This is a genomic window from Mucilaginibacter terrae, assembly GCF_031951985.1.
Lineage (GTDB): Bacteria > Bacteroidota > Bacteroidia > Sphingobacteriales > Sphingobacteriaceae > Mucilaginibacter > Mucilaginibacter terrae_A.
In genome coordinates, this window is the sequence record NZ_JAVLVU010000001.1 from 2,381,375 (window position 1) to 2,407,963 (window position 26,589).

The window sequence follows — 26,589 nt, forward strand, 5'->3', positions numbered from 1 at the left end:
AATTTTATTTAAGTGGAAAACGTTTTTTCAAATTGCGGTAACACCGGTATTACATGCCACATGCTGCTATATCTTCAGCCTGATATTTATCTTACTCAACAGCCCTGCCACCCATATCATCAGGAACGAAAACACCAAACATTTGATTAGTCCACCCATACCTTCGCTCAGGTATTCGGGGTAGCCGTAATCAGTCATGCCGTAAATAGGGTAAAATATGAACGGGATAATATAACAGGTGAATGTGTTGGTACCGGCAGGTTTAATAAAGTTAAACCAATGAAACTTTTGCTTCACATCAACTAAAAACAAAAACACCAGATAAGTAAGCAAACTGATGGAGGTACACATGAGCAACCATGAAGGAGTGTCGCGCGCTTTGGATATACCGCCTATGTAGCGCACTATAAAACCTAAATTACCCAATATAATAGCCAGCAATATAATGCCCGGCCAAAGCAGTTTAAGTTCGTTGCTTTTCATGAGGCGCATATACATTACCGATACCACAACACCGGCCATTGTAAATGCCTGCATAGCGCCGTTACCCGCCAGCCATATATAGCTTTTCCATTGCATAATAAAGCTGAGCCAGCCAAAATGAAAATCGATGTTAATAAAAAGAAACACGATCCAAGCGGCAACCTGAATCCATAACACGCCCTTTGAGTAATGATATATGAGCGCGCAAAACAGGTACGACCAGCCAATGAGACCTAAAATACCCCACCAGCTAAAGTGCAGCCACACGCCGTGATTAGGATCGTTACTACGATATAACACTGACATGGCAATCAATATAGCAATACCAATACCTTGTAAAATGTATCGTCGTATTTTGGGCATATCCCTGTAATCCAAAAATATAAAGAAGAAGCTAAATGTTACCAGGCTTTCCCACACGGGCTTGGGCAGCAGGGTATGAAAATCGTCGTAAGTTTCCATATTGGCATGAAAAAAGCCAATAAGCATTAAGGCTAATGAGCGGGTAATAATGCGAAAAGGCACATGCCTGCCGCTTTGCTCCCTATTTTGAAAGGCAAAAGGGATAGAAAGCCCTACAATGAATAAGAATGCAGGAAATATAACATCGGCCAAACCCAGCGCGTCAACATTGTCGCCGGCGTGATTAAGCCACTCGGGCACGTTCGGCACACCTTCCAGATCATTTACAAAAATCATCAGGAACATGGTAACCGCACGGAAAGCGTCGATAGACCGCACCCGGATATATTGGTTATTCATTATGGTGGTAGATGTATTAAAAGTTTACAACCGGTGTAAATAAGTAACGGCTGTAACAGTTAAACATTGCCATCTGTTTTGCAACAGATGGATGAAAAAGATTAATCGCGGTCGCGGCTCAGCTTGCTAAACTGCAACGGATTTTCATTAAGTACTTCATTTTCGCGGCGACGGCGAACAATATGTATAGCCTCAAACAATGCCTCACGGAACGATACCTCCGAAGCCTTGTTTTTACCGGCAATGTCATAAGCGGTACCATGGTCGGGCGAGGTGCGCACAAAGCTTAGCCCGGCAGTAAAGTTCACCCCCGATTCAAATGCGATTTGTTTAAACGGAATCAGGCCCTGATCGTGGTACATGGCCAGCACGGCATCAAACTGCATGTAAGCTCCGTTGGCAAAAAAGCCATCGGCCGGGTAAGGGCCAAATGCCAGTATGTCGTTGGCACGGGCTTCTTCTAATGCAGGTATTATAATTTCCTTTTCTTCCTGTCCTATCAGCCCGTTATCACCCGCATGCGGGTTTAGCCCTAAAACAGCTATACGTGGTTTACGCACCCAAAAGTCCTGCTTCAGGCTCGAATTCATTAGTTTAAGCTTGGCCAGTATTTTTTCGGTTGTAATGCTTTGTGCAACCTGCGATACCGGTATATGGCCGGTTACCACGCCTACACGCAGGGTTTCGCTCACTAAAAACATAAGCACCTCGCCTGCCCCATCGCGCTCCTGCAAGTACTCGGTATGGCCCGGGAAGGTAAACTCTTCGTTTTGTATATTATCTTTATTAATCGGTGCAGTTACCAAGGCATCAATATTACCGGCCAGTAAATCGTCGGTTGCGCGTTGCAGTGATTTAAAGGCATATTTGCCACCCGCTTCGGTAACGCTGCCCAGTTCAATTTTCACATCTTCTTCCCAACAGTTAATCAGGTTGGCTTTTTTGTGATGAGCATTGGCAGCGCTGTCAATTACGTTAAAATTAAGGTCGTGTACCTGCACTGTGCGGCGGTGAAACGAAGCCACCTTGGTATGCCCGTAAACTATGGGGGTACAATAATCAAATATGCGGGTATCGGCCAGAGTTTTAATGATGATCTCTAAACCAATACCATTAACATCGCCTACACTGATACCTATTTTTAACTTCTCGCTCATATTATTTTGTGTGATTTCACCGATGACATTTATGATTACACCGATATATTCTTTAGTTTGATTACACTGACAAATTTCGATAATACCATCTGACTATTCTAATCAGGTTAGTAAAATCATATCAAAATCAATAAGAAATCGATTAATAAAATCGGTGAAATCTTATCAAAATCGGTGAAATCCAAACATAATCCAACTACAAATAAAGGACTTTCGGTAATAAAGTTTACCATCAAAGCGCAAATATCACGTAATTTGTAAAAATCAGCACCGCGTTAATGTCATTAGTACGAGCAAAAAAGCACCTTGGGCAGCACTTTCTTACCGATAAAAATATCGCATCTAAAATTGTGGAAAGCCTGCGCCCCGAAGCAAAATACACACAGGTTTTAGAGGTTGGCCCGGGTATGGGCATATTATCCGACTTCCTGCTGCAAAAAACCGATTACCAAACCTACCTGATTGATATTGATACCGAATCGTACGAGTTTTTGCAAAAGAAATACCCGCAGTTACAGGAACGCCTCATCAATGCCGATTTTTTAGAAATGGATTTCGGCAGTGTATTCGATAAGCCGTTTGCCATCATAGGTAACTTTCCTTACAATATATCTTCGCAAATACTTTTTAAGGTTTTAGATAACCGCGAGCAGGTAGTTGAGGTAGTAGGCATGTTTCAAAAAGAAGTGGCCGAACGCTGTAACGCCAAAGCAGGCAGCAAAGAGTATGGCATTTTGAGCGTATTTTTACAGGCATACTATAAAGTTGAATATCTATTTACAGTAAAGGCCGGGGTATTTAACCCGCCGCCTAAAGTACTATCGGCCGTAATAAGATTAACCCGTAATGCAACTGCACAACTCAACTGCGACGAAAAGCTGTTTTGGCAGGTTGTAAAAGCAGGTTTTAACCAGCGGCGTAAAACATTGCGCAATGCACTATCAGCCTTAATTAACAAAGAAGCTATGGCTACTGATACCATGCTCGACCTGCGTGCCGAACGCTTGACCGTAGCCGATTTTGTTGAATTGACTAACCGTATAACTGCCAACCGTTAATGCCAAATAAAAGTATTCTTATAGTCGACGACCTTCACCCTATTTTTATTGAACAAGTAGAAGAATTAGGCTACACCTGCCATTATCGTCCGTTAATTAAGCGCGATGAGGCTTTAGAGATATTGGGTAATTATGAAGGGCTGGTTGTGCGCTCAAAATTCCGGATCGATAAACCCGAACTGGATGCGGCTACCAATCTTAAATTCATAGCCAGGGCAGGTGCCGGTATGGATAATATTGATGAGGCTTATGCCGTTCATAAAGGTATCACTTTAATAAACGCTCCTGAAGGTAACAGCGATGCCGTTGGCGAACATGCCGTAGGCCTGCTACTATCACTCATGAATAACCTTAACCGTGCCGATGCTGAGGTAAGAGCAGGTTTGTGGAACCGCGAAGAAAACCGGGGTTATGAACTAAAAGGGCGTACAGTAGGTATAATAGGTTATGGCCACATGGGGCAAAGCTTTGCCCGCAAACTTAAAGGCTTTGAGGTTAATGTAATTGCTTACGACAAATACAAAACCGGCTTTAGCGATGAATATGCCCGCGAGGTAAGCATGGAAGAAATGGTGAAGCACAGTGATGTGCTCAGCCTCCATGCCCCGCTCACCCCCGAAACAAATGGCTTGGTTAACGATGAGTATCTTTTCCATTTTCGTAAGCCTTTATTTTTGCTGAATACGTCGCGTGGCAAGGTGGTGCAAACCCAGGCTGTATTGAACGCCATTAAACAGGGCAAGGTTTTAGGCGCAGGACTTGATGTGCTGGAGGTTGAGAAGTTTCCGTCATTGAGTGAGCAACAATGGTTTGAGGAAATACGCACCAACGGCAAAGTTATATTAAGCCCGCACGTTGCCGGTTGGACATTTGAGTCGTACCGGAAAATAAGCGAGGTGATGGCAGCCAAAATAAAAAATTTGGATATTCAAACTTTAAAATAGTATCTTCGTTTTATACCCAACAAGACTATGGCAGCGTTATAGCTGCATAGTCTTGTTTGTTTTTTATAGCTATCGCGTCCTTTCTTAAATATTAGGGAGGGCGGTTTTTTTTGATAGCTGTTCAACATTAATATCTACTTAAAAAATTGTGTTTATGGCAGAGGTTGCATACTTTACCAAAGAAGGTTTAGAAAAATTAAAAGAAGAATTACAACAGTTAAAAACTACTGGCCGTGCCAATATAGCTAAGGCAATTGCCGAGGCGCGTGATAAAGGCGACTTATCAGAGAATGCCGAGTATGATGCTGCCAAAGAGGCTCAGGGTTTACACGAAACCAAGATTGCCAAAATGGAAGAAACACTGGCAAACGGCCGTTTACTGGATGAATCGAAAATTGACTCATCAAAGGTATTAGCACTTTCAATTGTTACTATTAAAAATACCAAAAACGGCGCAAAGATGACCTACCAACTGGTAGCTGAAAGCGAGGCCGACTTAAAAGCGGGTAAAATTTCGGTGTCATCACCAATTGCCAAAGGCCTGTTAGGCAAAAAAGTAGGCGATAAAACCGAAATTCAGGTTCCGGCTGGCAAAATTGAATTTGAAGTATTGGAGATAAGCAGATAGTTTTTTAGTTATTAGGTTATTGAGTTACTAAGTTCTTTTTTTATAACCCAATTACTTACAACCTAATTACTCAATACACTACATTACCTAACAACTACCTATGAGCATCTTTTCAAAAATTGTAGCCGGAGAGATACCGGCGCATAAAGTGGCCGAGAGCATTGATTATTTGGCTTTTCTGGATATAAGTCCGCTAACTGAAGGGCATGTGCTGGTTATCCCCAAAAAAGAGGTTGATTACCTATTTGATTTGGATGATGAGTTATATACCGGACTGCAGTTGTTTACCAAAATAGTAGCCGAAGGCATTAAAAAAGCCATTCCATGTAAGAGAGTTGGTGTTGCGGTTATTGGTTTAGAGGTGCCTCACGCACACATACACCTTATACCCGTAAACCATGTGGATGATGTAAACTTTGCCCGCCCCAAACTTAGCTTCACTGAGGAAGAGTTAAATGCTACGGCTGAGAAGATCAAAGCTGCGCTGCGCGAGAATTAGTCTTTTTAGAATACAGATTCAGGAATCAAGATAAAACTTGGTTCCTGTTTTTTTTTAAAGAAATTCTACTCTCGATTCTTGACTCTTGACTCCTGACTCTCTTTTTTTTGTTCCTGGATCTTAGCTCTTGGTTCTATCTTCTGGCTTACCACCCTTTTATTATTGTCCTTCACAAAAGATTCCCAGCCCGAGTAGCTTATTTTGCTACCCCGTCCGGTGGTTATTTTTTGAAAACTGTGGCATACGGCTACGGCCAAACCATCGGTTGCATCTAAAAACTCAGGGGTTTCTTTAAAGTTGAGTAAGCGTTGCAGCATAGCGGCTACCTGCTCTTTGGTAGCGTTACCGTTGCCCGTTATGGCTTGCTTAATTTTACGCGGGGCATACTCATTTACAGGTATATTACGAGATAATGCGGCTGCAATTGCCGTGCCCTGCGCTCTACCCAATTTGAGCATTACCTGTATATTTTTGCCATAAAAAGGAGCCTCAATGGCTAATGCATCGGGGTTATAGTTATCAATAAGAGCAATGGTTTTTTCAAAGATGCGCTGCAGCTTGAGCATGTGGTCGTCGGCGTTGCCCGGTATTTTAACGCTGCCGAGGGCTATGAGTTCTGTTTTAGAGCCAACCTCTTTAATAAGGCCGTACCCCATAACTACGGTTCCGGGGTCGATGCCTAAAATAATGCGTTCTTTTTGCGGCTGGATGCTGTTCACGTGGGTAAAGATACGGTTTTCAGACCTGTAAAACATTCAAGTATTCCTCGCGGCTGATGAATCTTGCCCCCATACTTTCGAGATGTTCGGTATGCACCTGGCAGTCTATCAGTTGGTATAAACCACTTGTTGCAAAGGTTATAAGCGCTGTTTTAGAGGCATTGCTTACCTTGCTGAACATACTTTCGCCACAAAATACCCTGCCGGCATCCACCCCATATAAACCACCTACTAATTCATCCGCCTCCCATACCTCGTACGAATGCGCGTGCCCCATTTGGTGTAGGGCAACGTAGGCCTGTTTCATATCATCGGTTATCCAGGTACCGTCTTGCCCGGCACGGGGTACGGCAGAGCAGGCTTCAATAACCTGTGCAAAAGCCTTATTTACGGTCACCTTAAACTTTTGTGAACGCAATACCTGCCTCATACTCTTACTTATTTTCAGTTGATGAGGATACAGCACAAAACGCTCGTGTGGTGAGTACCATAGTATAGGTTCTTCCTCGCTATACCACGGGAATATACCGTTTTCGTAGGCCAGCAACAGGCGTTGGTACGACAGATCGCCTCCCACGGCCAGCAGTCCGTCGGGTTCGGCCAGTTGAGGGTCTGGGAAGATTATGCGCTCGTCTAACCGGAAGATCATGCAGGCAAAAATAGCTATTTTGATGCGAAGCTGTGGGATATATGCATATCACAGTCCTGCCTCTCTTCGGTTTCTTCTTTTAAAAGCCCTAAGATTACACGCAAAGTCCTGGTTTTTCCGTGGTGTTCAATTTGGCCCGTCATGAAACATATTGAATACATGTAGCAGGTTAAACGACTTGAATACCGACAGTATTTTGTCAGTTGTTAAATTGGGAAATTAGCATTCGGTAATCTGAATATACACGTAATGATACTGGATATTTAAACTAAGATAAAATTAATATTTACGCCTTCTTCTTCACTATCAACTTCTTATTCTGCGCCTTGGCAATATCGTCCATATACTTTTGCATTTCGGTGTATTTGGCCGCGGGGATAACGTGCTTGTCCATATTGAATTTAACGGTGCTGGTTACCTCATTTTTGGCGGCATCGTATTTATAGCTGGCCTGGTACGTGCCGTAGCTAAATTTTAGGCTCACGTTTTCGGGCACCGATTCGGCTTCAAAACCCTCGGGTAAACTTATTACTGTGGTACACTCTTTTTGCATAGGGTGCTCAAAGTAGTAATCACCCCGGCGCTTATCTAACACGGGCATAGTTGCACCCCACAAATCAAATACACGCGGACGGTAAAATTTTTTCATCCCTGCCGATGCCTCGGTAAAGGTATCGTAATCCAGCTCAAAATTAGCCTCATGCACACCGGCGCTATCGGCCGATTGCTTGATGTCAAAAAACTGGGGCTGTTTAAAGTTTAAAGAGCGCAGGAGATACTCTTTTTGCTTATCCTGATTTATGGTAGGTAATGCACTTACATACAGGTCGCGGTATTCACCTGTGCTTATGATCTTAACTTTAGCAGTGGCACCGCCATTGGCATCGAGCTTTATATTTACCAAACTGTTAAAGCGGTTATCGGCACCGGTACTGCGAGGCGTGTTCACCAGTTTGCCGCCTTCTTCGGTTATCAGCAGGGCGTTGCGGTTTTCGGTAAAGGTACCCAGTTTGCCATAGGGCTGGGTATTGCTGGTACACTCCAGCCAGGTGGTATCGCCCTTAAACGGCACGCACAATATAACATGGTTAAACGGATCGGCCGGGAAATCGGCATCGGCAGGTTCTTCGTTGGTACCAGCACGTACCATAGCGTAGTGTGAGCGTATACCGGCAGCCTTTAACATGGCATACATATAATTGGTAAGTGCTTTGCAATCACCATATTTTTTCTGATCTACAAAATTGGCTGCAAAGGGTTTTAAACCGCCAATGCCTAATTGTATGCTTACATAGCGCATGTTTTTTTGCAGGTAATTATATAAAAAGCGGGCTTTTTCCTGATCGGTTTTAAAGCCATCGGTCATTTGCTTTATTTCGGCCTCGCGCTGCGGGGTAAGGCTGCATACATCGGCATTGAGTTCGTGCTGCCAGTTGCCATAGCTCTGCCAGGTACTTATATCGCCGGGTTTGCCAAAATATTCAAACTTGTTGGCCGCAAAAATCACTTTGGGCTCAATACTCCATGCCGGTACATCTTCCTCAGGTTCTTCGCCTTTTAAGTTCTTTACTTCCCAGGTATATACTTCGTAACTACCTTGCATCTCCTTTTTAGGAACGATGGAGGTATTTTTGTTTTTATACCTGAATTTGAGCTCGGGCAAGATACTTATTTTGTAAATTGAGTTTTGTACCGCTGTTTGTTTAGGCCTGATATGCCACTGAAACAAATCAAGGTAGCTGTACAAACTTATCTCAGAGTACTTCTCAATAGTAATAGGATAACTGGCTACCGAATGGCGCAGGGCCATAAAACGGCTATCGGTTATTACCGAAAAACCATCAGTTGCCGAGCGGTCGTACATATCACTTTTACTGTACTTTTTAATAACCTGGCCCTGGGCGTTATAGGCTATCATTTGCACCGAATTTACCGAACTGAATTTCTTATCGTATGCGATTAAAAAATCAGCAGCCTCTTCCCCCTTTTCATCAAGGATGGTTACTATTTCATGCGATTTTACCAACACCCTGCCCGGCCCTGATACTTTTACATCGTCCATCGAATAACGGATTACCTTATGCACGTCCTGTTTCAACGAATCAGGTATTGTGGCGGCTATGTATAGATCTTTAGGTAGGTTTTTATCTTGCGCGTTTACAATTTCACCGGCCAATAGCAGCCCTGCCGCAACAATAATTACGCTTTTTAAATTAAGGGGAAGCATCTGTATGTACTTATGATTTCTTTAACACCACTTTCTCATTCAACAACTCATACATTTTTTTGTAGAAGTCGTGCACAGGTGGGTAATCATCTTTGTTAAATAATGACTTATTATAGTTAATGAGGTAGCGTATCATCAGTGTACCGTTTTCTTCGGCCACTACCCGCCTGCAGCTAATGCTTTGGTCGGGCATTTGTAAGCTAATACTTTTGGGCAGGGCTTCAAGCTTATAACCGGCCGGTAATTTAAACATACCGGTTAAGTTGTAGCTATTCAGGTGTCCAAAGTCAATATCGGTAATACGGTTTTCGCTTAAAAACGGGTTACTGTACATGGAGGTGAATATATTACTGCTAAAGTATATGTAGTCTTTATCTGACCCAGTTAACTCCTGCTTAAAAGCAATATTATGTAAGAGCGGTAAGCTATCAACATCTATGTTATCCATTTTAAGCGAGGTAATGCTCAATGTGTTATCATTATCGCGCAGGTACTCAATGTACTTTTTCTCTCCGTTGGTTTTATAATTTTCAATACTGGAGGTGCGATGATAGCTAAAGCTATTGATCATAGCGGTACCGTCCATTTTACCGTCGGGCAATATTTGAGCATTAAGCATTACTACTTTGCGTACAGGTGTTTTACGCTGTAGAGTAATTAAATCAAACCTTTTATTTTCTTTATCAATATACAAACCATATGAGCCTACCAGTTCAGCCGGAATATCAAAATATGTATTATACTTATTAGTAGCATCCAGCACATAACTTTTAGCGCTATCAACCGGCACATATACTACACCACGGTTAAACTGATATAAAAAAGAATACATCGGGTTTACACGTCCGTGAGAACGGGTACTCACCACCATTGGATAAGCATCAACTCCCGATTGTTTGAGCAAACGGTATAATATAAGGTTCACTTCGGTTGAGTTACCTATTTTCTTCTCCCACGCTTTTACGGTACCTTCATTGGTATACCAGTCATCGCTGTTATTCCATTTCATGGTATTTTTAACCTCGTTAAATACATAGGCAATTTTTTGCTCGTTGGTTTTAAAAGTTTTGGCTTTGTCAATAATTGCCGCTTCGCCTGTTAGTTTTCTTTTTAACTGGGCACCAAAATCTTCGTGCTCAGCTAAACCTCCACCAACCTTGGCCCAACTATCTGAATACGATTTAGAAAAGCCTGCCGGAGGATTAAAATGCGTTAAATGAAAGAAAAGCGACTGCAGATTATCAACCCTTGAGGTCATGTATGGTTCCCGAGCTATCGATTCTACATTGCTCATGGCATACTGATCCATGTTTTCGGTAAATAACAACGCACTTGTGCCCGAACCATACGAGCGGGATTTAGTTAACTTTGCACGCTTAGTAAAAGGCCGAAATGCACGCTGTTGCACAGTAAAGTAAAACCACTCGGGTATGGTGGTTTGCAACTCACTGTATTTAACCGGTATATCATCCTGAAAATACCAGTTAGGTATATCATCTGATACGTTAATGGTTTGTGTATACTTATACTCGATAACCGAACCCGGTTTGATGTTTGGGAACGAAAAAACCAGCGCCATGCGGTTTTTGTCAATATTTTCGGTAAAAATTTGCTTCTTGTCAATTTTGGTTATTTCTACCTTCCCGTCAACCAGGTTATACACTTGGGCCTGCAGGCCGGTTACATATTCATAACGGTTACCGCCATAATATTCAATACGTATATCGGCTGCTTTTTTACCGTTATCATTAAAAATCTTAATGCGCTTGTGATGATCAATAATGATATTGAGATTATCATCATAATATAAATCACCCTTTTGAAATAATACCATGGCATTGGCATCCTTTTCAAATTCACAGATTTTGAGTTCGAGATCAGCTTTATCTATTTTTCCGTAAGGTTGTGCATCCGATGCAAATTTTTGGGCACGTGCGGTGCTGAAGGATAACGCCAGCAGGAAAAGGCCGGTCAATAGTTTTTTCATTTATTATAATAAGGTTTACCTGCACCAAGGTACACATAAACCACATTAAAAAAAATATTTAAAACATATTACAAGTCAAATTGTATGGCTTAATTCACTTAGTGAATCATTACCAATTACAGAAAATAATAGTAGCTAATCATCAAATTCAAAGTACTCTTCAATATTTGATACACTTGTGCTATCAACAATAGCTCCTTTAGCAGCATCTACCAACAACACACCTTGCGATAAAGATATTTTAGAGATCAGCTCTATAAATTCATTCGGGGCCTTTTCTTTAATTAAAAACCAAACCGAATTAGTATCAACTATTATAGCACAACCTGATGAACCAAATCCAATTTTGGAAGATTCAATATTTTCCAGAACGACCTTCAATCTTGGCACTTGAGTTCGATTTGATAACAATGTCAAGATATTATTCCTTGCATCATTGGTAATTGAACCTGTATAGGATCTCAACATTTCATCAATATCATTGGCTGTTAAGTTTACAATAATATCATCAAACCCAAAACACTTGACAGTTTGAGCAAACTCGTAGTTTAAATTCTCATTGGAAGAAAATTAAATTTGATTTACGTCATCAAGAAAGCAATGTACTTTGTGCATTTATTAACGGCTACTTTGTGCATTCAAATTATACTTTTTCAACCAAACATAAAATATTATTTTCCAGCCAACGCTGTTTTTCTAAAAAACATAGCATCTCCGGCCTGCCTTCTTTTATACAACACAAACAACCCGGTTGATAACACACCGATCACCCCTTCCACACATACCGCCCCGCGTGGTCCTAAGGAGTTGGCCAACCAGCCAATTAACAAACTGCCAATGGGAATCATGCCCTGGTAGGCCATTACATAGTAGCTTATGGCCCTTGCCCGCATGGACGGTACGGCGTGTGTTTGTATATAAGTATTGATGGTTGATGTTTGAGCCATCATACCTATGCCAGTCATGGTCATGAACAACAATGCTATGGGTAGTTTGGCGGCGTAACCCAAAAGCATTACGCTTAAACCAAAAACTAAGCTGGCAATGGTCATTACTTTGATGATGTGCTTATCGGTTTTTAAGGTGGCCAGGTAAATCGCGCTAATTACCGAACCGAGCCCGGCCGCGCTTTCAAACCAACTGAAGGTTTTGGCATCGCCGTTGAAAATATCTTTGGCAAATATGGGCATGAGGGTGTTAAACGGAATTACAAACAAGCTGCTCACAGTTAGCATGATAATGAGGCTGCTCAAATCACGGTCGCCCGATACGTATTTGAAGCCGTCCTGCAATTCAACCCAAATACTTTTTTGCGGGCGAGGCAATGCCGTGGTACTCAGCTTCATCATAAATAGACAGGCCAGCACCGGTATGTAGCTAAAAAAGTTCCCGAAGAAACAGGCATCCTCACCAAAAGTACTCAGCACAATACCCGCAATAGCCGGACCGGCAATACGGGCAATATTGGTCATAGTGGAATTCAGCGCAATGGCATTAGGCAAGTCGTTTCTATTAGTAACCATTTCGCTCATCATGGCCTGGCGGGTGGTAATATCAAAAGCATTGATGATACCTTGCAGCAAACTCAGCCCAATAATAGCCGGTATATTATACACCTTAAAAAACAGCATAAACGCCAATGCCCCGGCCTGCAACATTGATACTACCTGCGTAATCACCAATATTTTATAACGGTTATGCCTATCCACCATGCTACCTGCATATGGTGATAGCACCAATGAAGGAATTAAACTTGCAAAGCTCACCAAACCCAGCAATAAGGCCGACCCGGTTAGGCGGTAAACCAGCCAGCTCACGGCTGTTTTTTGCATCCAGGTACCAATGAGCGATATGGACTGGCCATAAAAGAAAAGTTTAAAATTGCGGTATTTGAGGGAGCGGAAAACGTTCATGCACTATATCGGTCTAACGAAAGAAACTTAGTTGAGTCCGAATGCCGGGCTACTGAATTCTTTGTAATACAAATATCGGCAATAATGATACATTTGTAAAATAGATTGTTTTAATGATATTGATTGATAAAAACGATTGATTATGGAACTACGCCAATTGCAGTACTTTGTAAAAGCTGCCGAAACCATGAACTTTACCGAGGCTGCCGTTGCGGTATTCATCACCCAAAGCACGCTATCGCAGCAAATTAAGCAGTTGGAAGAAGAACTGGGCATGCTCCTGTTTGATCGCATTGGCAAGCATGTACGCATTACCGAGGCCGGACATCTGTTTTTAGAGCATGCACAAAAGATATTGCGCGATGTGCAAAAAGGCAAACAAGCCATTGCCGAGCTAAACAATGCCGTAAACGGTGAACTGAATATTGGTGTATCCTACGCGTTTACTTCACTACTTTTGCCTGCGCTTGCGCCGTTTTCTACCAAATATCCGGGTATTAAAATTTACATCACCTACGGCAACCCCGAAGAGTTGGAGAAAAAGCTGCGACTGGCCGAGCTGGATATGATCCTGGCTTTTCATAACGAGTCGGACGATGAGGATCTGGAAATGCAGGTGCTTTTTAGTTCGGGCATTGTGGCGGCGGTTTCCAGGAACAATCCTTTAGCCAAACTTAAAACCATTACTTTAGAAGAATTGGCTCAACAGGAGCTCATCATACCTGGTAAAGGCTTTAGCTCACGCACCTATATAAACGACCTGTTTTACCGCAAAAAATTAAATCCCAACATTAAAATAGAGATGAACGATGTGCATTCCATACTATCGCTGGTGCAAAACGGGCATTGGGTAACTATACTTAACGAAAAGGCCTTATTTGGCTGGGATAAGATAAAAGCCGTTAATATTGACACCAAGGCCATTAAACGGCAATCATACATCCTATGGCAAAAGGGCGTTTACCGTAAAAAAGCGGCCAAATTATTTGCTGATGAACTGATGCGCGTAATGGAGCACGAGTAGACTAATAATTACTTTCTTTAACCACAAATGGAACCTTTTCTTTAGTTGCAAAAGGCGATTTGTTATAGATGGTAAAATACACGCGCTTATCCATTTTGTTAATGCCCGGCAACACATCGCCTATCACTTTTTGCAACTCCTGATGTTCAGCATCTATGGCCTTAGTGTCCTTCAAATCAAATTTCGACACATAGCTTACCAACGGCGAAATACCGTAACCGGCATCGGTGTTTGACATGGAGATAATTTGCGGGTGAGAGGAAACCTGTTTAACCACCACCGGGAAATCGAAACGACTGTTGCCCTCTTTCAAGGTTTTACTGTAAAAGGCATCCATCTCCGCCATTTCGTTATACCGCCATATAGAACTCGGTATAGCGCACCTGCGTGAGCGCTCCATGAGGTTTATGGCACCCACCAAGTATCCTTTATCATAACCGGCTTTAGCCTCATGATAAATCTCCGGTGCTGTTTTGCCTGATACCGTGTAGGCCGTAACTTCCATTTCGCTAAGCTTCCAACCGTATTTGTACTTGTTGTAAATAGCCGTAAGCAACCACTTGTTGTTACGGTAGTTTAATGTATACATGGCAATGTAACACTCTTTAGAAAGCGGGGTGTAGGATAGCGAATATCCATTTATGCCTTTGCCCGGCATTTTTGCAACAAAGAGTTTGCGCTTGGTTTGTGATGAGTAAACCTGTCCCAACATGGTGTTTTTACCTTCGCGCATGTAAGTGCTGCATAGTTCTAAATCGCCATTGATGCCATAACGCTGCATTAACTCGTTTGATAAAATGGTTTCGAGCAGTTTGAGGTTGTTTTTTTGAAGGGCCTTGAGCAAAGTAGTATTCAACTCCTTAGCGGTACCTGCCATACCCGATGGAATTTGGTCATTGATATAAATACCCGGCTCAGGTGCGCACGACGGCAATAATGCAGAAATAATAAAGCACCATACTATGATGATGAAATAAGGCTTAAAGGTTTTCATTGATGATTTTATGCGAGGGCAATATTATCAAATATGATAAATAAGATTTGCTTACCACACAAAATGGCTCAATATTTTGATTTTACATTTCCAAATACTTAACTTTGCTTTTGAAAGTACTTTTATAAAACATTTAACATGTAAGATTACCAAAACATGCGGGTATTATTAAAACATTTGATGCTCCAATTTGTCAATCCAATTACCAATTAAATTTGCTTACTTTGTAAGTTCAATCCGTATAATATTTAGATGCAAGTACCGGCCGGCGAATTACTTCAAAAAATAAACTCTCCTTCTGATTTAAAGCAATTTAGCGAAGACGATTTAGAGCAAATAAGTCAGGAGCTGCGCCAATACATTATTGACGTGGTATCGGTAAATGGTGGGCATTTTGGTGCCAGCCTGGGTGTAGTAGAGCTTACTACCGCCCTGCACTACGTATTAAACACCCCTTATGACCAATTGGTGTGGGATGTAGGCCACCAGGCTTACGGCCATAAAATACTAACCGGCCGCCGCGATAATTTTCACACCAACCGTATATATGGCGGCCTGAGCGGTTTCCCTAAACGTTCGGAGAGCGAATACGATACTTTTGGCGTTGGGCACTCATCAACCTCCATTTCGGCAGCATTGGGTATGGCCGTGGCATCGCACTACAAAGGCGAAACCGACCGCCAGCACGTGGCCGTTATTGGCGATGGTGCCATGACCGCCGGTATGGCTTTTGAAGCCTTGAACCATGCGGGTATTGCCAACAGTAACCTGCTGGTAATTTTGAACGACAATAACATGTCGATTGACCCCAACGTGGGCGCATTAAAAGAATACCTGGCCGATATTACCACTTCGAAACCGTACAACAGTTTCAGGGCTGATATTGGTTACGTGCTTGCAAAACTATCAGCCATTGGTCCGGACGCTTTGAAGTACGCCAAGAAAATAGAGAAAAGCATTAAAGGTACCCTGCTTAAACAAAGCAATTTATTTGAGGCCCTTAAATTCAGATATTTTGGCCCAATTGACGGTCATGATGTAAAGCATTTGGTAAAGGTGCTGCGCGATCTGCGCGATATACCAGGCCCTAAATTATTGCATTGCGTTACCGTAAAAGGTAAAGGCTATGCCCTGGCCGAAAAAGACCAGACCAAATGGCACGCCCCGGGCTTGTTTGACAAGATAACCGGCGAAATTAAAAAGACTTATTACGAAAAACCCCAGCCTCCTAAATACCAGGATGTTTTTGGGCATACTATTATTGAACTGGCCGAGCAAAACCCTAAAATTATGGGTATAACCCCGGCCATGCCATCGGGCTGTTCGTTAAACTTAATGATGAAGGCCATGCCCGATCGTGCTTTTGACGTAGGTATTGCTGAGCAGCATGCCGTTACGTTTTCGGCCGGTTTAGCTTCGCAAGGGATGGTGCCTTTTTGTAATATATACTCAAGCTTTATGCAACGGGCTTTTGACCAGGTGGTGCATGATGTAGCCATTCAAAAGCTCAACGTGGTACTGTGCCTCGACCGTGCCGGCTTTGCCGGTGCTGATGGCCCTACCCACCACGGTGCTTACGATTTGGCTTACATGCGCTGCATACCAAATTTAACGGTATCGGCCCCGATGAACGAGGAAGAATTGCGCAACCTGATGTACACCGCACAACAGGAAAACGCTGGTCCGTTTGTAATACGCTACCCACGCGGTAACGGTGTAATGGTTGACTGGCAACGCCCAATGAAGGCTATACCAGTGGGCAAAGGCCGTAAAATATGTGATGGTGAAGAAGTGGCCATCTTATCGATAGGTGCTATTGGTAATGAAGTGGTTATAGCCACTGCCGAACTTAATAACGAAGGCTACTACCCTGCACACTATGACCTACGCTTTGTAAAACCGTTAGACGAGGCTATGCTGCACGAAGTATTCACCAAATACAGCAAAATAATTACCGTTGAAGACGGTTGCCTTGACGGCGGTGCAGGCAGTGCAGTATTAGAATTTATGGCTGATCATAAGTACCAGGCCGAAGTGATCCGTTTGGGCATACCCGATGCCATTATTGAACACGGCGAACAACCCGAGCTTTGGGCCGAATGCGGTTTTGATGCAGCAGGCATAGCACGTACTGTTAAAAAAATGGGGCTTAGCCAAAACAGGCATATTATAGCCTCTTAACTGTTTCTAATTCAGAATTTCAATCTTTAGAAAAACCTTTATATTTATGAATTCATTAAGAGGTTCTTCTGTAAGAATTACTGTTCATAAACCTGTTAGCCTTAAGAATGACCATCTTTTTGGCACAGTGATTTATGAACGACATGGAAATAAACTCATTGTTAAACTCACTGAGAACTTGAAGGGTACTAAAGTAACCAGCAATATGGTTCTGTTGAGTCCGCAAAATGTTAAAGAAACATTTAAACCAGGAAATCAACACTACGCAGTAATGGTTAACGGAACTTTAATTAGCGAAGACCACCAGGAGTTAGAAACCACTTTAAGCGGTACTTTATCGTTTGATTAAACAGCCTTTATAAACGCCGCTACCAAATCAGCCATCATTTTACCGCTTACGCTGTTCAGGTGAATAGTATCGGTGGTTACCTGCAAGCCATGTACTCCGACGTATTCGTCCCAATCTTGTTTCAGCACCCTTGTGCGAAAATGAATATTGGCTTTGAGCCACCAGCCAAACGGGCGGTATATGGCAGGATTCTCTACGGGGTGGACTTTAAGATATTCTGTTATTTCTTCGTTTAACGGCAAGTAGTGCAGATTGTACTTTTTTACAAGCCGCTGTATCTTTTCATTATAGCGGTTCACTATTACATTGGCGTTATCTTCTAAATCTTCCCCTAAAACCGGCAAAGAGGAAAGCGCAATACGGGCATTCGTCTCCTGCCTTAACGTTGTAATCATCTGATCCAGATTTTCTATATACCAGGCCATATCAGGCACACGTGGCAGATTGGCAATTTCAAGATAAAGATTGGTATTACCTTTGGAGAGTGTGGCTAAAACATCATTGGTACCAACAAGAATTACCACATAATCGGGTTCAATATCAATTACCTGCTGAATGCGTAAAAGATTATTATAGGCCAGTTCGCCGTTTATGCCGCAGTTGTAAAACTCGAAGGTTGGGTTAAACTGTTGTTGCAGATCGGCCAACCAGTTGTAACTATCGGTGCCTTGTGTTATGCTGTCGCCCAGGCAGGCTACTTTGATAGATGGCATACAAACGTATTATTGCTTGTGCTTTACTACGGTTTGGCCGAAGCGTTGTGTATCTGGGCTGAAGCCCAACTGCATCATGCGCTCTTCATCCACGTCAATAACCACACCACGCTCTTGCAGGCCTTTTCCGCTAAACTCCACTTCTACGCCTAAATCCATAAAGGCCGATCGGATATGATCGCGCACAGTTTCGCTATTAAGGTTGGTGTTTAAATCGTCAACTAATAGCTGTGGTTTTTCACCTTTTACTATAAGCGCAACTGCGTGGGTTATCTCTTCAAGCGTTATCATTCCTCGTAAAACAAATAATCCTTTATACCCCGAAAGATATAAAGGATCACTATAGTTATCTATATTAAAAATTATTTTTTGCCTTTAAGTAATTTAAGCAGGTATTGGCCATAACCACTTTTGGTAAGCGGTTTAGCAATTTCAGCCAGTTGCTCGCCATCAATAAAGCCCATACGAAAGGCTATTTCTTCGATACAAGCTATTTTAATACCCTGACGCTCCTCTATAACCTGTACAAACTGTCCGGCCTGCATCAATGATGCAAAGGTACCTGTATCTAACCAGGCAGTGCCACGGCTAAGGATGGCTACCTTAAGTTTGCCACGGTTAAGGTATTCTTTATTTACATCGGTGATCTCATACTCGCCGCGTGGAGACGGCGCTATGTTTTTAGCTATCTCAACTACATCGTTATCATAAAAATATAATCCCGGTACGGCATAATCTGATTTTGGCTCCGACGGCTTTTCTTCTAATGATATAGCATTATTGTCTTCATCAAACTCAACTACACCATAGCGTTCAGGATCGGCCACCTGGTAGGCAAACACCATACCACCGTCTGGGTCGCTGCTGGTTTGTAATAGCTTTGACAGGCCATCGCCGTAAAATATATTATCGCCCAATACCAAAGCCACTTTATCAGTTCCAATAAAATGGGCACCAATTACAAAAGCCTGAGCCAGTCCGTTTGGCTCGGCCTGTATAGCATACTCAAATCGGCAGCCAATGCGCGAACCATCGCCCAGCAAACGCTGAAACTGCGGCATATCATGTGGGGTGGAAATAATAAGAATTTCTTTTATACCGGCCAGCATAAGTACTGATAGCGGATAATAGATCATCGGCTTATCATATACCGGCATTAATTGCTTGCTTACAGCTAAAGTGAGCGGGTGTAGACGGGTGCCGGAGCCTCCGGCGAGTATAATTCCTTTCACGGTTTAAGTTTTGTTAAATTACGGATAGTTGTAATACGCTAAATATATGAAAAGGTTTATATACCAGCCACTTTATCTTCCAGTTCCTGGTACCACTCGGCACCATACTTACGTATGAGCGGTTTCTTTTAAAAACTCATGCACATGAACTTTCAGTTCATCGCCAAAGCTACAGGCAGGGCTGCAAATGTTCCAGCGGTCGTAATGCAGTACGTCAAACTCCGGGTAGTTGGTAATACGAATAGGATATAAATGGCACGATACCGGTTTACGCCAATCAACAGCACCTTCTTCCCAGGCTTTTTCAATAGCACATTTGGTGATGCCGTTTTCCCAGGTTACATAGGCACACTCCTTGTTGGTGTCAACGCATGGGGTGGTGTAATCGCCCTCAAAATCAGTTACGTGTGTGCCTACCGCTTCAATAGTTGCTATGCCCTTAGCTGTCATATATGGCTTAACTTTAGGATAGATCTCCTTAAGTATAGCAAGCTCGTTATGCGCAAGTGGTGCGCCTGAATCGCCTTCTAAGCAACATGCTCCTTTGCACTTGTTAAGGTTGCAAACAAAGTTTTCGTTAACTACATCTTCGTGCACTAACGTGCTCCCAACTTCTATCATTTTTACTTTACTTCTTTATGGGGTTTAAAGGATATTTAAGCCCTTTGGCACCGGTGAGGTCCATAGTTACACTACCCACTACCAGCTCTACGTGCGCCTTTACGGGTATACGGTTACCATCATCGGTAACCCAAAGATACAACTTACTGTTCTTACGGAATATACGCCCCGGAATAATAGTAGGATTAAACTTTAAGCAACTGAATTTTCCCATCGAACATTCCACCGTTTCTTTACCTAAATAGGTAATGGTCATGGCCTGTATGGAATCATCCAAAAAATACCGCAATTGAAAGGTTTCGCCGATTTTGAGTTTGGATACATCCAAACAACGGGCAAAATAATAGGCCGAAGGAAAATCGAACACCTGCCCCGAAAAGGGATAGGTGCCGCTGTTAGCCGTAATTTTATCAGTTTGATGATCGAACACCACCCTGTCCTGGTGCTTGTATTTGGCCTCACGCCTATCTTCGGTATACAGGTAGGGCATTAACGTGTTATGGTCAATAAAAGTCTCGTATCGGTTACGTACTTTGTAAAAAACATCAAATGTGCCGGCAGTTTTGCCATCGGCTATGATATGCCAGGCAGGTTTACCGCCTTCAAACTTTTCATTGGTTTCGGCTATCTTTAAATGCGCTTCGGCACCGGTAAACCAGCCGTATTTTAATTTATAACTAAGCTCCTCTCCTGCTTTAAAAGCGGGCTCAGGCAGTTTGGGTAACTGCGCAAACGCACCTGATGCCATTGTGGTGGCACAAAAAAACACCAGCAAGGCTTTGTACACACACAACACTTTGCGTCTCGCCGGCTGCAGTTGCTCTCGCTCGTCAAAAGAAGACACAAAGTATCGTGTTTCTAAGGGGGAGAATATCTTTTTTAAATAATTTATCATTCCAAATTTACCGTGGCCTTTTCGGTTTTAATGATGTTCGACACTTTTACAGTCTAACAGTTTAAATGCCAAATCCGAAAAGATCTCTCACTATCGTTCGAGATGACATTATTTTTTATCAAAAAACACAGGGTATTCGCCTCTAAGCGTATTAATCCCTACGCTTATAAATAGGCACGGTTGAGCAAGGCTCTCCAAACATTAAGCTTTTAGCCACAGGCGTGAGGCGTTTGGTTAACTCCACATAGGCCGATGTTGGCACCGGTATGTCGCCACAACCTTTTAGTACAATGCGCTGATCGCGGTATTGCTCAAAATCGGCTTTAGCCATCTCTTTTTCAAACAATACAGTTTCCAGTACGTCGGCATCACCAAAAACTATTTCTTTGGCGTATGGCGCCATACGGTTAGCCAACAGCATGTAAGCCCAAGCCGGTACAATGGCATCGGCAGTACAGGTAATTCCTACGTTTTTGCCGCTATACTGTGACCAATCGTGTCCTTTTACAAACTCTCTGAAATCTTTTTCTTTCAAAATGAGTTCCATAAACAGGTTGTTTTTTATATCGTAGATCACACGTTCTCCCGTAGGGTAAAAGTCGGCCGGATCGAGGGTTACCAGTCCGCTTTGTGCTACTTTATTAACGAAGTTTTCCTGAATTTCCATAGCGTATAAAATAAAAAATCCGGAAACAGCTCAAGGCCATTTCCGGATGTAAAATTACTTCAAATTTTGTTATAAGAACTTAAAGCGGTAATCTTTTACATTAGCCTTATCTTTCAGTGCATCAAACAAACGGTTATCAGCCTGTTGCAACAAAGTTTGCGAAAGTTGTTGTTTTTCGCGAATGTTATTGGTAAGCGGCGCAGGGTTTTGGAAGCTGTTAAGCGATACCACGTACACCCCATGCGCACCTTCAATTGGTTTTGATATTTTGTTAGGCTGCATACCAAATACAGTACCTATAACTTTGTACTCTAATGATAAGCCCGGAATCACAGGGTTAGCAAACACAATGTTTTCAACCGGTATGGCTTGTACACCTGCTTTTTGTGCAACCTGTGCAATGCTCGAAGAACCGTTTAAGGCCGACTGCAATTTGCTGCTAAATTGTTTAGCTTTTACCTGGATCAATACTTCTGGCTTAATCATGTCCTTAACATCCTCTAAAGCTAAAGTACCTGCAGGTTTAATTTTAGTTACCCGAGCCACAATGTATTGGTCGCCCAGGGTATAAACCTGATCAACTACGTCACCTTTCTCGGCCTTGTTAAATGCCCATTTTACGAGTTCGCGAGCACTTTCAACACCTGGAATTGTTGAAGCAGTACCTGCTACATCTTCAGCATTACGAATTGACAGTTTCTCTTTTTTAGCCTCTTCAGCAAAATTACTTCCAGACACATTTCCTAAAAATGCCTGAGCTTTGCTGTAAGCTGCTGACTGTGTTTTATTACTTGCAACCAGTGGTTTATCAACAGTAGCCACTTTAACTACTTTTGAAGAACCTTTTTGGCTCAATACATTGATCAGGTGAATACCGAATTGTGATTCAACAACTTTTAAATCACCCGGCTTGCCGTTAAAAGCTGCTTCTTCAAACTGAGGAACCATAGCGCCACGGCCAAAAGTACCTACGTCGCCACCTTTTTCGCCTGATTGTTTATCTTCTGAGAAGTTTTTAGCCAGTTCGGCAAACGGACGGCCACCTTCGATCAGTTTCTTTAACGAGTCGGCTTTAGCTTTTGCTTTATCGATACCACCTGCAGTAGCTGCGCTGATAAGGATGTGACGAGCAGTAACCGAATCAGGACCTACGCGGCTGTCAACCAGTTTTGCCAATTTGTAGCTACCGTTTGATACATAAGGACCGTAAACAAAACCCGGAGCTGCGGTAAACATAACCGAATCCAGCTGAGGGTCTAACTGACCTTTCTTCTGGTAAGCCAAAGGAGCTTTGGTTTCAGAGTTGATTTGAACAAAAAGTGAATCATTAGTGCTCGCTTTAAAATCGGCAGCTAATTTTTCAACCTGAGATTTGATAGCAGCAGTATCTTCTTTTGAAGGTGAAGCATTAAAGCTTACAAATTCAAGGCTGCGTAATTCCTGAGGGTTTTTAAACTGGCCTTTGTGCTCGTTGTAATAAGTTTGGTAATCATCATCGCTGATGGTTACTTTATTATCGGCAATGGTGCTGTATGCTAATTCAACGTAAGTAAATTTAGCCAGCTTGTTTTTTGCCTCGTAGCTATCGGTAGCCTCCAAAGAGTTTACGTATAAACCGTTATGTACTAACGAAAAATATTTTTCGCTGCGTTTGCCTTCAATTAACGAAGCCACCAGGTTGCTCCATTGCTGGGTCATGGGATCGTTAGGCTTTGCAGTTTGCATTTGCTTTAAAAAGTTATTCAGCGCTTCGCGGTTTAACTGCCCGGTTTTTTGATCGGTAAAGTATTGTGCAATTTGCGGACTAACATTTTTACCGCTGATCATTGACTGGGTTTCATCAGTACCCACAACTATGCCTAATTTTTCCAGCTCTTTTTTAAGGATGATTTGACTAACCGCCTGGTTCCACGAATTTTCCTGAACGTAATCAGTAATTTGAGGAGTTAAACTGGTTTGACCAGATTGCTGCATGAACATTTCGGTGTTTTGTTTCACCTTGTCCATATATTGCTCATAGGCAATTTTTTCGCCTGCAACCTCGCCCAATGTATTGCGGTCGCCACTCATGAACGAACGGCCGTACGTAATTACTTCACCTGCAATAAAGGCAAACAGCGCCAAGCCAATAACCACGACTAAAATCGTGCCCATGCGCTCGCGCAAAAAACTCATGATACCCATATAACCTATAAAAAATAAATTTTCACTTCTTTTAAAAGAGGGCGCAAGATACAATTTTTACTAAAAAATTGCGAAACAAAATTTACTGCCCAAAGTTTTGATTGACTGGTATTTGTCCGGTGGTATTTTTGATGGTCCAGGGGTACATACTTTCGTTACTATCGGCACCTGTTCCGTATAAAATTGTACCGTCTGAAAAGCTTATTTGAACCGGCTTATTGGAGTATATCGTCCTTTTACCTTTATCCCAGATCAACTCATCAGATTTAAAGGTTTCGCCCTGTGAGTTTTTACAAACTACATTTCTGCGCAGCTCAATAATATTTTCATTTTCGCGCTGAATACCGTAATCAGCAGTGATCTCTCCTTCTTCTTTGCCCTTACTGTCATATGAAATTATCTTAAGTCCTTTAGGCATTTCCTGAAAGTGCTTATCCAGATATTCAATTAACAGCGGACTGGTGAGATGCATTTTTATCACGGCCGAATCACTGGTAATTACATCAAGGCCGGTGGTGGTACTTATAGGCTTGCTAACTTCTTGTGCCGATATTTTTTGAATGGCTTTTAAATCGTTTTCGCAGGCGCTTAAACACAATATGCCGGCCAAAGCGGCCAGCATACAGCAAGTATATGTAAAGTTCTTAATCGAACTTGTATTTGCGGAACCAAACATCATTAAGCGTAAAGCCAACATGTATAGTAAAGAAGTTTTCTTTAATGAGACTATTTTGTAACGTGCCACGCTGACCATAATCGGCAGCAATATTAATTTTATAAAACGTACCACCGTTTGGTGCTAAAGGCAAGCCCAGGCCAAAAGTAGCTGCGTATTGGTTAATATTTGTATTAGCAACGTTAATATAAGTTTTATCGTATCTGAAACCCAAACGATAATCAACCAAAGCAAAATAACTGTGTAAGGCATTGCTATTTGGCGTAAACTGCCCACCCACATTAAAGCTTTGGCTGTTTTGTAAAACATCGGTGCTACCCGGTACGGTTAACTTTGACCAATTGCCTATACTATAATCAGCTCCTATTAAAAATTTACCGTCTTTTTGAAACGATACACCAAAGTGGTGCATTAATGGCAACTTAATTTTGCCATTATTTAAAACCTGGTTTGAAAGGGTGTCCAGCGCAGAAGTTTCGTTACCCTCGGTATCGGCAGTGTACTGGCTTACCACATTGGTAACTTTTGAGTTAATGGTACTGGCGGCCGAACCCGAGTATGCAAACACGAGATGCTTATCTCTGTCTCCAAAATCAAAATTAACCTGGGTACCGTAATCGAAATTTACCCCGCCAACACTATTGCTGCGCTCGCTGCGTGAGTTAAGGTTACCATATAGGTTAGGCAATTCGGTTGAGCGGAATTTGCGCAGGTTCCCAAATATATAAGATACGTTACCACCAAAAGAGATGTGCCTGCCAATGCCAAAACCATAACCGGCATAAGCTTTTGATAAACCTCCATCGCCGCTGTAAATATAATTTACGGTGTTGGTATCAACCGCGCTGCCTGTGCCAAAACCTTTTGAGGTTTGACGGTAGTTGTAACCCAATTCCGAGTATGGTACTAAACCAAAACTCAAAGCCGAGCGCTTGGTAACAGGTGCGGCAAAGTTAAAATGGCTTAACCTGAAATTACCATTGGTTTGCCCTGTAGTACTACCTTGCTTTAGGGTAGAAAATTTACTGAGTACACCAATATCAATAGTGGTAAGATTAATATAGCTGTAAGATGCAGGGTTTTGAATATTGATGGTGTTATAACCGTTAATGCGGTTTATAGCAGTTGCAATACCTCCCATTGCGCGGGTTTGCGGAAGCAGGCCGGTATTTAAATCACCCAGGCCAAACTGCGAGTATGGCGAGCTGGTGGTAGCCGTTGATTGCGCCATTGCCCCCAAAGCAACCGTTGAAAGTAAAAAAGTAAAACCTGCTCTTATATTTTTAATCATTATGCTCTTGTATAGCTGCGTTCAATCCTTCGAGAACCAGTTGAGGTTCAGTTTTTATATAGCCGGCAAAGATGCTGTTTTTTAGCATAGTATGCAAAAATTCACTATCGCCGCCGGTGAGTATGATATTAAGGCTTTGCGCCTGTTTGTTATAGTTTTGAATAAATCCTTCTACTTCATATAAAATGCCGTTTTGTACGCCCGAGCGCATGGCAGTAACAGTATCATTGCCATAATAATTACTAAAACCGGCATCGGCATTAACCAATGGCAGCGCCGATGTATAGTACTGCAATGCTTTGAAACGCATTTGCAAACCCGGCGATATGCTCCCGCCGTAGTAATTTCCGGCAGCATCAACACCATCGTATGTTATGCAAGTACCGGCATCAATTACCAGGTTATCCAGCCCGGGATAAAGGTACAGGGCACCTGTTACAGCAGCAAGCCTATCCAACCCCAAAGTTTGCGGCGTGGCATAATGGTTAGTTATGCCATAAGCCATACTGCTGTTGAAGTAGCTTACTTTAACATGCTTTTCTACCAGTTCAACCCAGGGTTGCGGCTCTTTTTTAACGGTGCTAATAATGGCTTTGGTAATATGGTAAGCCTGAAACAGATCTTGTATATCCTGCTCAATTATCTTGTTGTAACTACCCACACCTAATAAATCCGCTTCGTCAAAAACGGCCATTTTGGTAAAGCTGTTACCAATATCAATTACCAGTTGGGCCAT

General features: G+C 42.4%; 25 protein-coding genes and 1 pseudogene. 7 read left to right on the forward strand and 19 right to left on the reverse strand.

Features of this window, described 5'->3' with window-relative positions; genetic code table 11:
• Window positions 1-66: 66 nt before the first annotated feature.
• Together QE417_RS09935 and pdxA are read right to left on the reverse strand one after the other, a co-directional pair.
• Window positions 67-1,245 carry a heparan-alpha-glucosaminide N-acetyltransferase domain-containing protein gene (locus QE417_RS09935; RefSeq protein ID WP_311949611.1) on the reverse strand — a complete coding sequence of 393 codons (1,179 nt, stop codon included), beginning with the start codon at window positions 1,243-1,245 and terminating at the stop codon, window positions 67-69.
• A 101-nt stretch (window positions 1,246-1,346) separates the two neighbouring features.
• Window positions 1,347-2,402, reverse strand: coding sequence for a 4-hydroxythreonine-4-phosphate dehydrogenase PdxA (gene pdxA, locus QE417_RS09940; RefSeq protein WP_311949612.1), 1,056 nt, complete (start codon window positions 2,400-2,402; stop codon window positions 1,347-1,349).
• A gap of 278 nt (window positions 2,403-2,680) precedes the next feature.
• Between pdxA and rsmA the strand changes: the two genes are divergently transcribed.
• The 4 genes from rsmA (at window position 2,681) to QE417_RS09960 (ending at window position 5,531) form a co-directional block, all read left to right on the forward strand.
• Window positions 2,681-3,460 (forward strand): 16S rRNA (adenine(1518)-N(6)/adenine(1519)-N(6))-dimethyltransferase RsmA, encoded by a 780-nt coding sequence (rsmA, locus tag QE417_RS09945; RefSeq protein WP_311949613.1) that lies wholly within the window; start codon window positions 2,681-2,683, stop codon window positions 3,458-3,460.
• Entirely contained in the window at window positions 3,460-4,404 is a 945-nt protein-coding gene (locus QE417_RS09950; protein WP_311949614.1) for an NAD(P)-dependent oxidoreductase, read from the forward strand. The genes rsmA and QE417_RS09950 overlap by 1 nt, the downstream gene beginning before the upstream one ends.
• A 154-nt stretch (window positions 4,405-4,558) precedes the next feature.
• Window positions 4,559-5,032 (forward strand): transcription elongation factor GreA, encoded by a 474-nt coding sequence (gene greA, locus QE417_RS09955; protein ID WP_311949615.1) that lies wholly within the window; start codon window positions 4,559-4,561, stop codon window positions 5,030-5,032.
• 100 nt (window positions 5,033-5,132) lie between these two features.
• Window positions 5,133-5,531: an HIT family protein gene (locus QE417_RS09960; protein WP_311949617.1), complete on the forward strand. Its 399-nt coding sequence runs from the start codon at window positions 5,133-5,135 to the stop codon at window positions 5,529-5,531.
• A 65-nt stretch (window positions 5,532-5,596) separates the two neighbouring features.
• On the opposite strand, the gene ruvC is transcribed toward QE417_RS09960, so the two are convergent.
• The 6 genes from ruvC to QE417_RS09990 all read right to left on the reverse strand — a co-directional run bounded on the left by ruvC (window position 5,597) and on the right by QE417_RS09990 (window position 13,026).
• The gene (gene ruvC / locus QE417_RS09965) at window positions 5,597-6,250 is read right to left on the reverse strand and encodes a crossover junction endodeoxyribonuclease RuvC (RefSeq protein ID WP_376717524.1); all 654 of its coding nucleotides are present in this window, start codon (window positions 6,248-6,250) and stop codon (window positions 5,597-5,599) included.
• A 19-nt stretch (window positions 6,251-6,269) separates the two neighbouring features.
• Window positions 6,270-6,899: a leucyl/phenylalanyl-tRNA--protein transferase gene (aat, locus tag QE417_RS09970; protein WP_311949619.1), complete on the reverse strand. Its 630-nt coding sequence runs from the start codon at window positions 6,897-6,899 to the stop codon at window positions 6,270-6,272.
• 286 nt (window positions 6,900-7,185) lie between these two features.
• Window positions 7,186-9,126, reverse strand: a complete 1,941-nt coding sequence (locus QE417_RS09975; RefSeq protein ID WP_311949620.1) for a DUF3857 domain-containing transglutaminase family protein — start codon at window positions 9,124-9,126, stop codon at window positions 7,186-7,188.
• A gap of 10 nt (window positions 9,127-9,136) precedes the next feature.
• Complete coding sequence (locus tag QE417_RS09980) at window positions 9,137-11,113, reverse strand: DUF3857 domain-containing protein (RefSeq protein WP_311949621.1); 1,977 nt, start codon at window positions 11,111-11,113, stop codon at window positions 9,137-9,139.
• A 135-nt stretch (window positions 11,114-11,248) separates the two neighbouring features.
• On the reverse strand, window positions 11,249-11,503 hold the full coding sequence (locus QE417_RS09985) for a hypothetical protein (RefSeq protein ID WP_311949622.1): 255 nt from the start codon (window positions 11,501-11,503) through the stop codon (window positions 11,249-11,251).
• A 281-nt stretch (window positions 11,504-11,784) separates the two neighbouring features.
• A complete protein-coding gene (locus QE417_RS09990) occupies window positions 11,785-13,026 on the reverse strand; it encodes an MFS transporter (RefSeq protein ID WP_311949623.1) in 1,242 nt (413 codons plus the stop codon).
• A 142-nt stretch (window positions 13,027-13,168) separates the two neighbouring features.
• Here QE417_RS09990 and QE417_RS09995 point away from each other — a divergent pair, with 142 nt between their 5' ends.
• Entirely contained in the window at window positions 13,169-14,050 is an 882-nt protein-coding gene (locus QE417_RS09995) for a LysR substrate-binding domain-containing protein (RefSeq protein WP_311949624.1), read from the forward strand.
• Window position 14,051: 1 nt separating this feature from the next.
• On the opposite strand, the gene QE417_RS10000 is transcribed toward QE417_RS09995, so the two are convergent.
• The gene (locus QE417_RS10000; protein WP_311949625.1) at window positions 14,052-15,044 is read right to left on the reverse strand and encodes a hypothetical protein; all 993 of its coding nucleotides are present in this window, start codon (window positions 15,042-15,044) and stop codon (window positions 14,052-14,054) included.
• A 252-nt stretch (window positions 15,045-15,296) separates the two neighbouring features.
• On the opposite strand from QE417_RS10000, the gene dxs reads away from it, so the two are divergent.
• Both dxs and QE417_RS10010 read left to right on the forward strand, forming a co-directional pair.
• Window positions 15,297-17,225, forward strand: coding sequence for a 1-deoxy-D-xylulose-5-phosphate synthase (dxs, locus tag QE417_RS10005; RefSeq protein WP_311949626.1), 1,929 nt, complete (start codon window positions 15,297-15,299; stop codon window positions 17,223-17,225).
• A 46-nt stretch (window positions 17,226-17,271) separates the two neighbouring features.
• Entirely contained in the window at window positions 17,272-17,574 is a 303-nt protein-coding gene (locus QE417_RS10010; RefSeq protein WP_311949627.1) for a hypothetical protein, read from the forward strand.
• Here the strand turns inward: QE417_RS10010 and QE417_RS10015 are convergent.
• The 10 genes and pseudogenes from QE417_RS10015 to QE417_RS10060 form a co-directional block, all read right to left on the reverse strand.
• Entirely contained in the window at window positions 17,571-18,287 is a 717-nt protein-coding gene (locus tag QE417_RS10015; RefSeq protein WP_311949628.1) for an SGNH/GDSL hydrolase family protein, read from the reverse strand. The genes QE417_RS10010 and QE417_RS10015 overlap by 4 nt on opposite strands.
• Window positions 18,288-18,296: 9 nt before the next feature.
• A complete protein-coding gene (locus tag QE417_RS10020) occupies window positions 18,297-18,578 on the reverse strand; it encodes a hypothetical protein (RefSeq protein ID WP_311949629.1) in 282 nt (93 codons plus the stop codon).
• Window positions 18,579-18,649: 71 nt separating this feature from the next.
• A complete protein-coding gene (gene rfbA / locus QE417_RS10025) occupies window positions 18,650-19,519 on the reverse strand; it encodes a glucose-1-phosphate thymidylyltransferase RfbA (protein WP_311949630.1) in 870 nt (289 codons plus the stop codon).
• Between the two features lie 56 nt (window positions 19,520-19,575).
• Window positions 19,576-20,140: pseudogene (locus QE417_RS10030) on the reverse strand (DUF3109 family protein).
• Window positions 20,141-20,147: 7 nt separating this feature from the next.
• Window positions 20,148-20,984: a DUF3108 domain-containing protein gene (locus tag QE417_RS10035; RefSeq protein ID WP_311949631.1), complete on the reverse strand. Its 837-nt coding sequence runs from the start codon at window positions 20,982-20,984 to the stop codon at window positions 20,148-20,150.
• A gap of 202 nt (window positions 20,985-21,186) precedes the next feature.
• Entirely contained in the window at window positions 21,187-21,702 is a 516-nt protein-coding gene (locus QE417_RS10040; RefSeq protein WP_311949632.1) for a DUF2480 family protein, read from the reverse strand.
• Window positions 21,703-21,771: 69 nt separating this feature from the next.
• Window positions 21,772-23,877 carry a peptidylprolyl isomerase gene (locus tag QE417_RS10045; protein WP_311949633.1) on the reverse strand — a complete coding sequence of 702 codons (2,106 nt, stop codon included), beginning with the start codon at window positions 23,875-23,877 and terminating at the stop codon, window positions 21,772-21,774.
• A 91-nt stretch (window positions 23,878-23,968) separates the two neighbouring features.
• Window positions 23,969-24,508, reverse strand: coding sequence for an LPS export ABC transporter periplasmic protein LptC (gene lptC, locus QE417_RS10050; RefSeq protein ID WP_311949634.1), 540 nt, complete (start codon window positions 24,506-24,508; stop codon window positions 23,969-23,971).
• A gap of 22 nt (window positions 24,509-24,530) precedes the next feature.
• Complete coding sequence (locus QE417_RS10055; protein WP_311949635.1) at window positions 24,531-25,853, reverse strand: hypothetical protein; 1,323 nt, start codon at window positions 25,851-25,853, stop codon at window positions 24,531-24,533.
• On the reverse strand, window positions 25,846-26,589 hold the full coding sequence (locus QE417_RS10060; RefSeq protein ID WP_311949636.1) for a type III pantothenate kinase: 744 nt from the start codon (window positions 26,587-26,589) through the stop codon (window positions 25,846-25,848). The genes QE417_RS10055 and QE417_RS10060 overlap by 8 nt, the downstream gene beginning before the upstream one ends.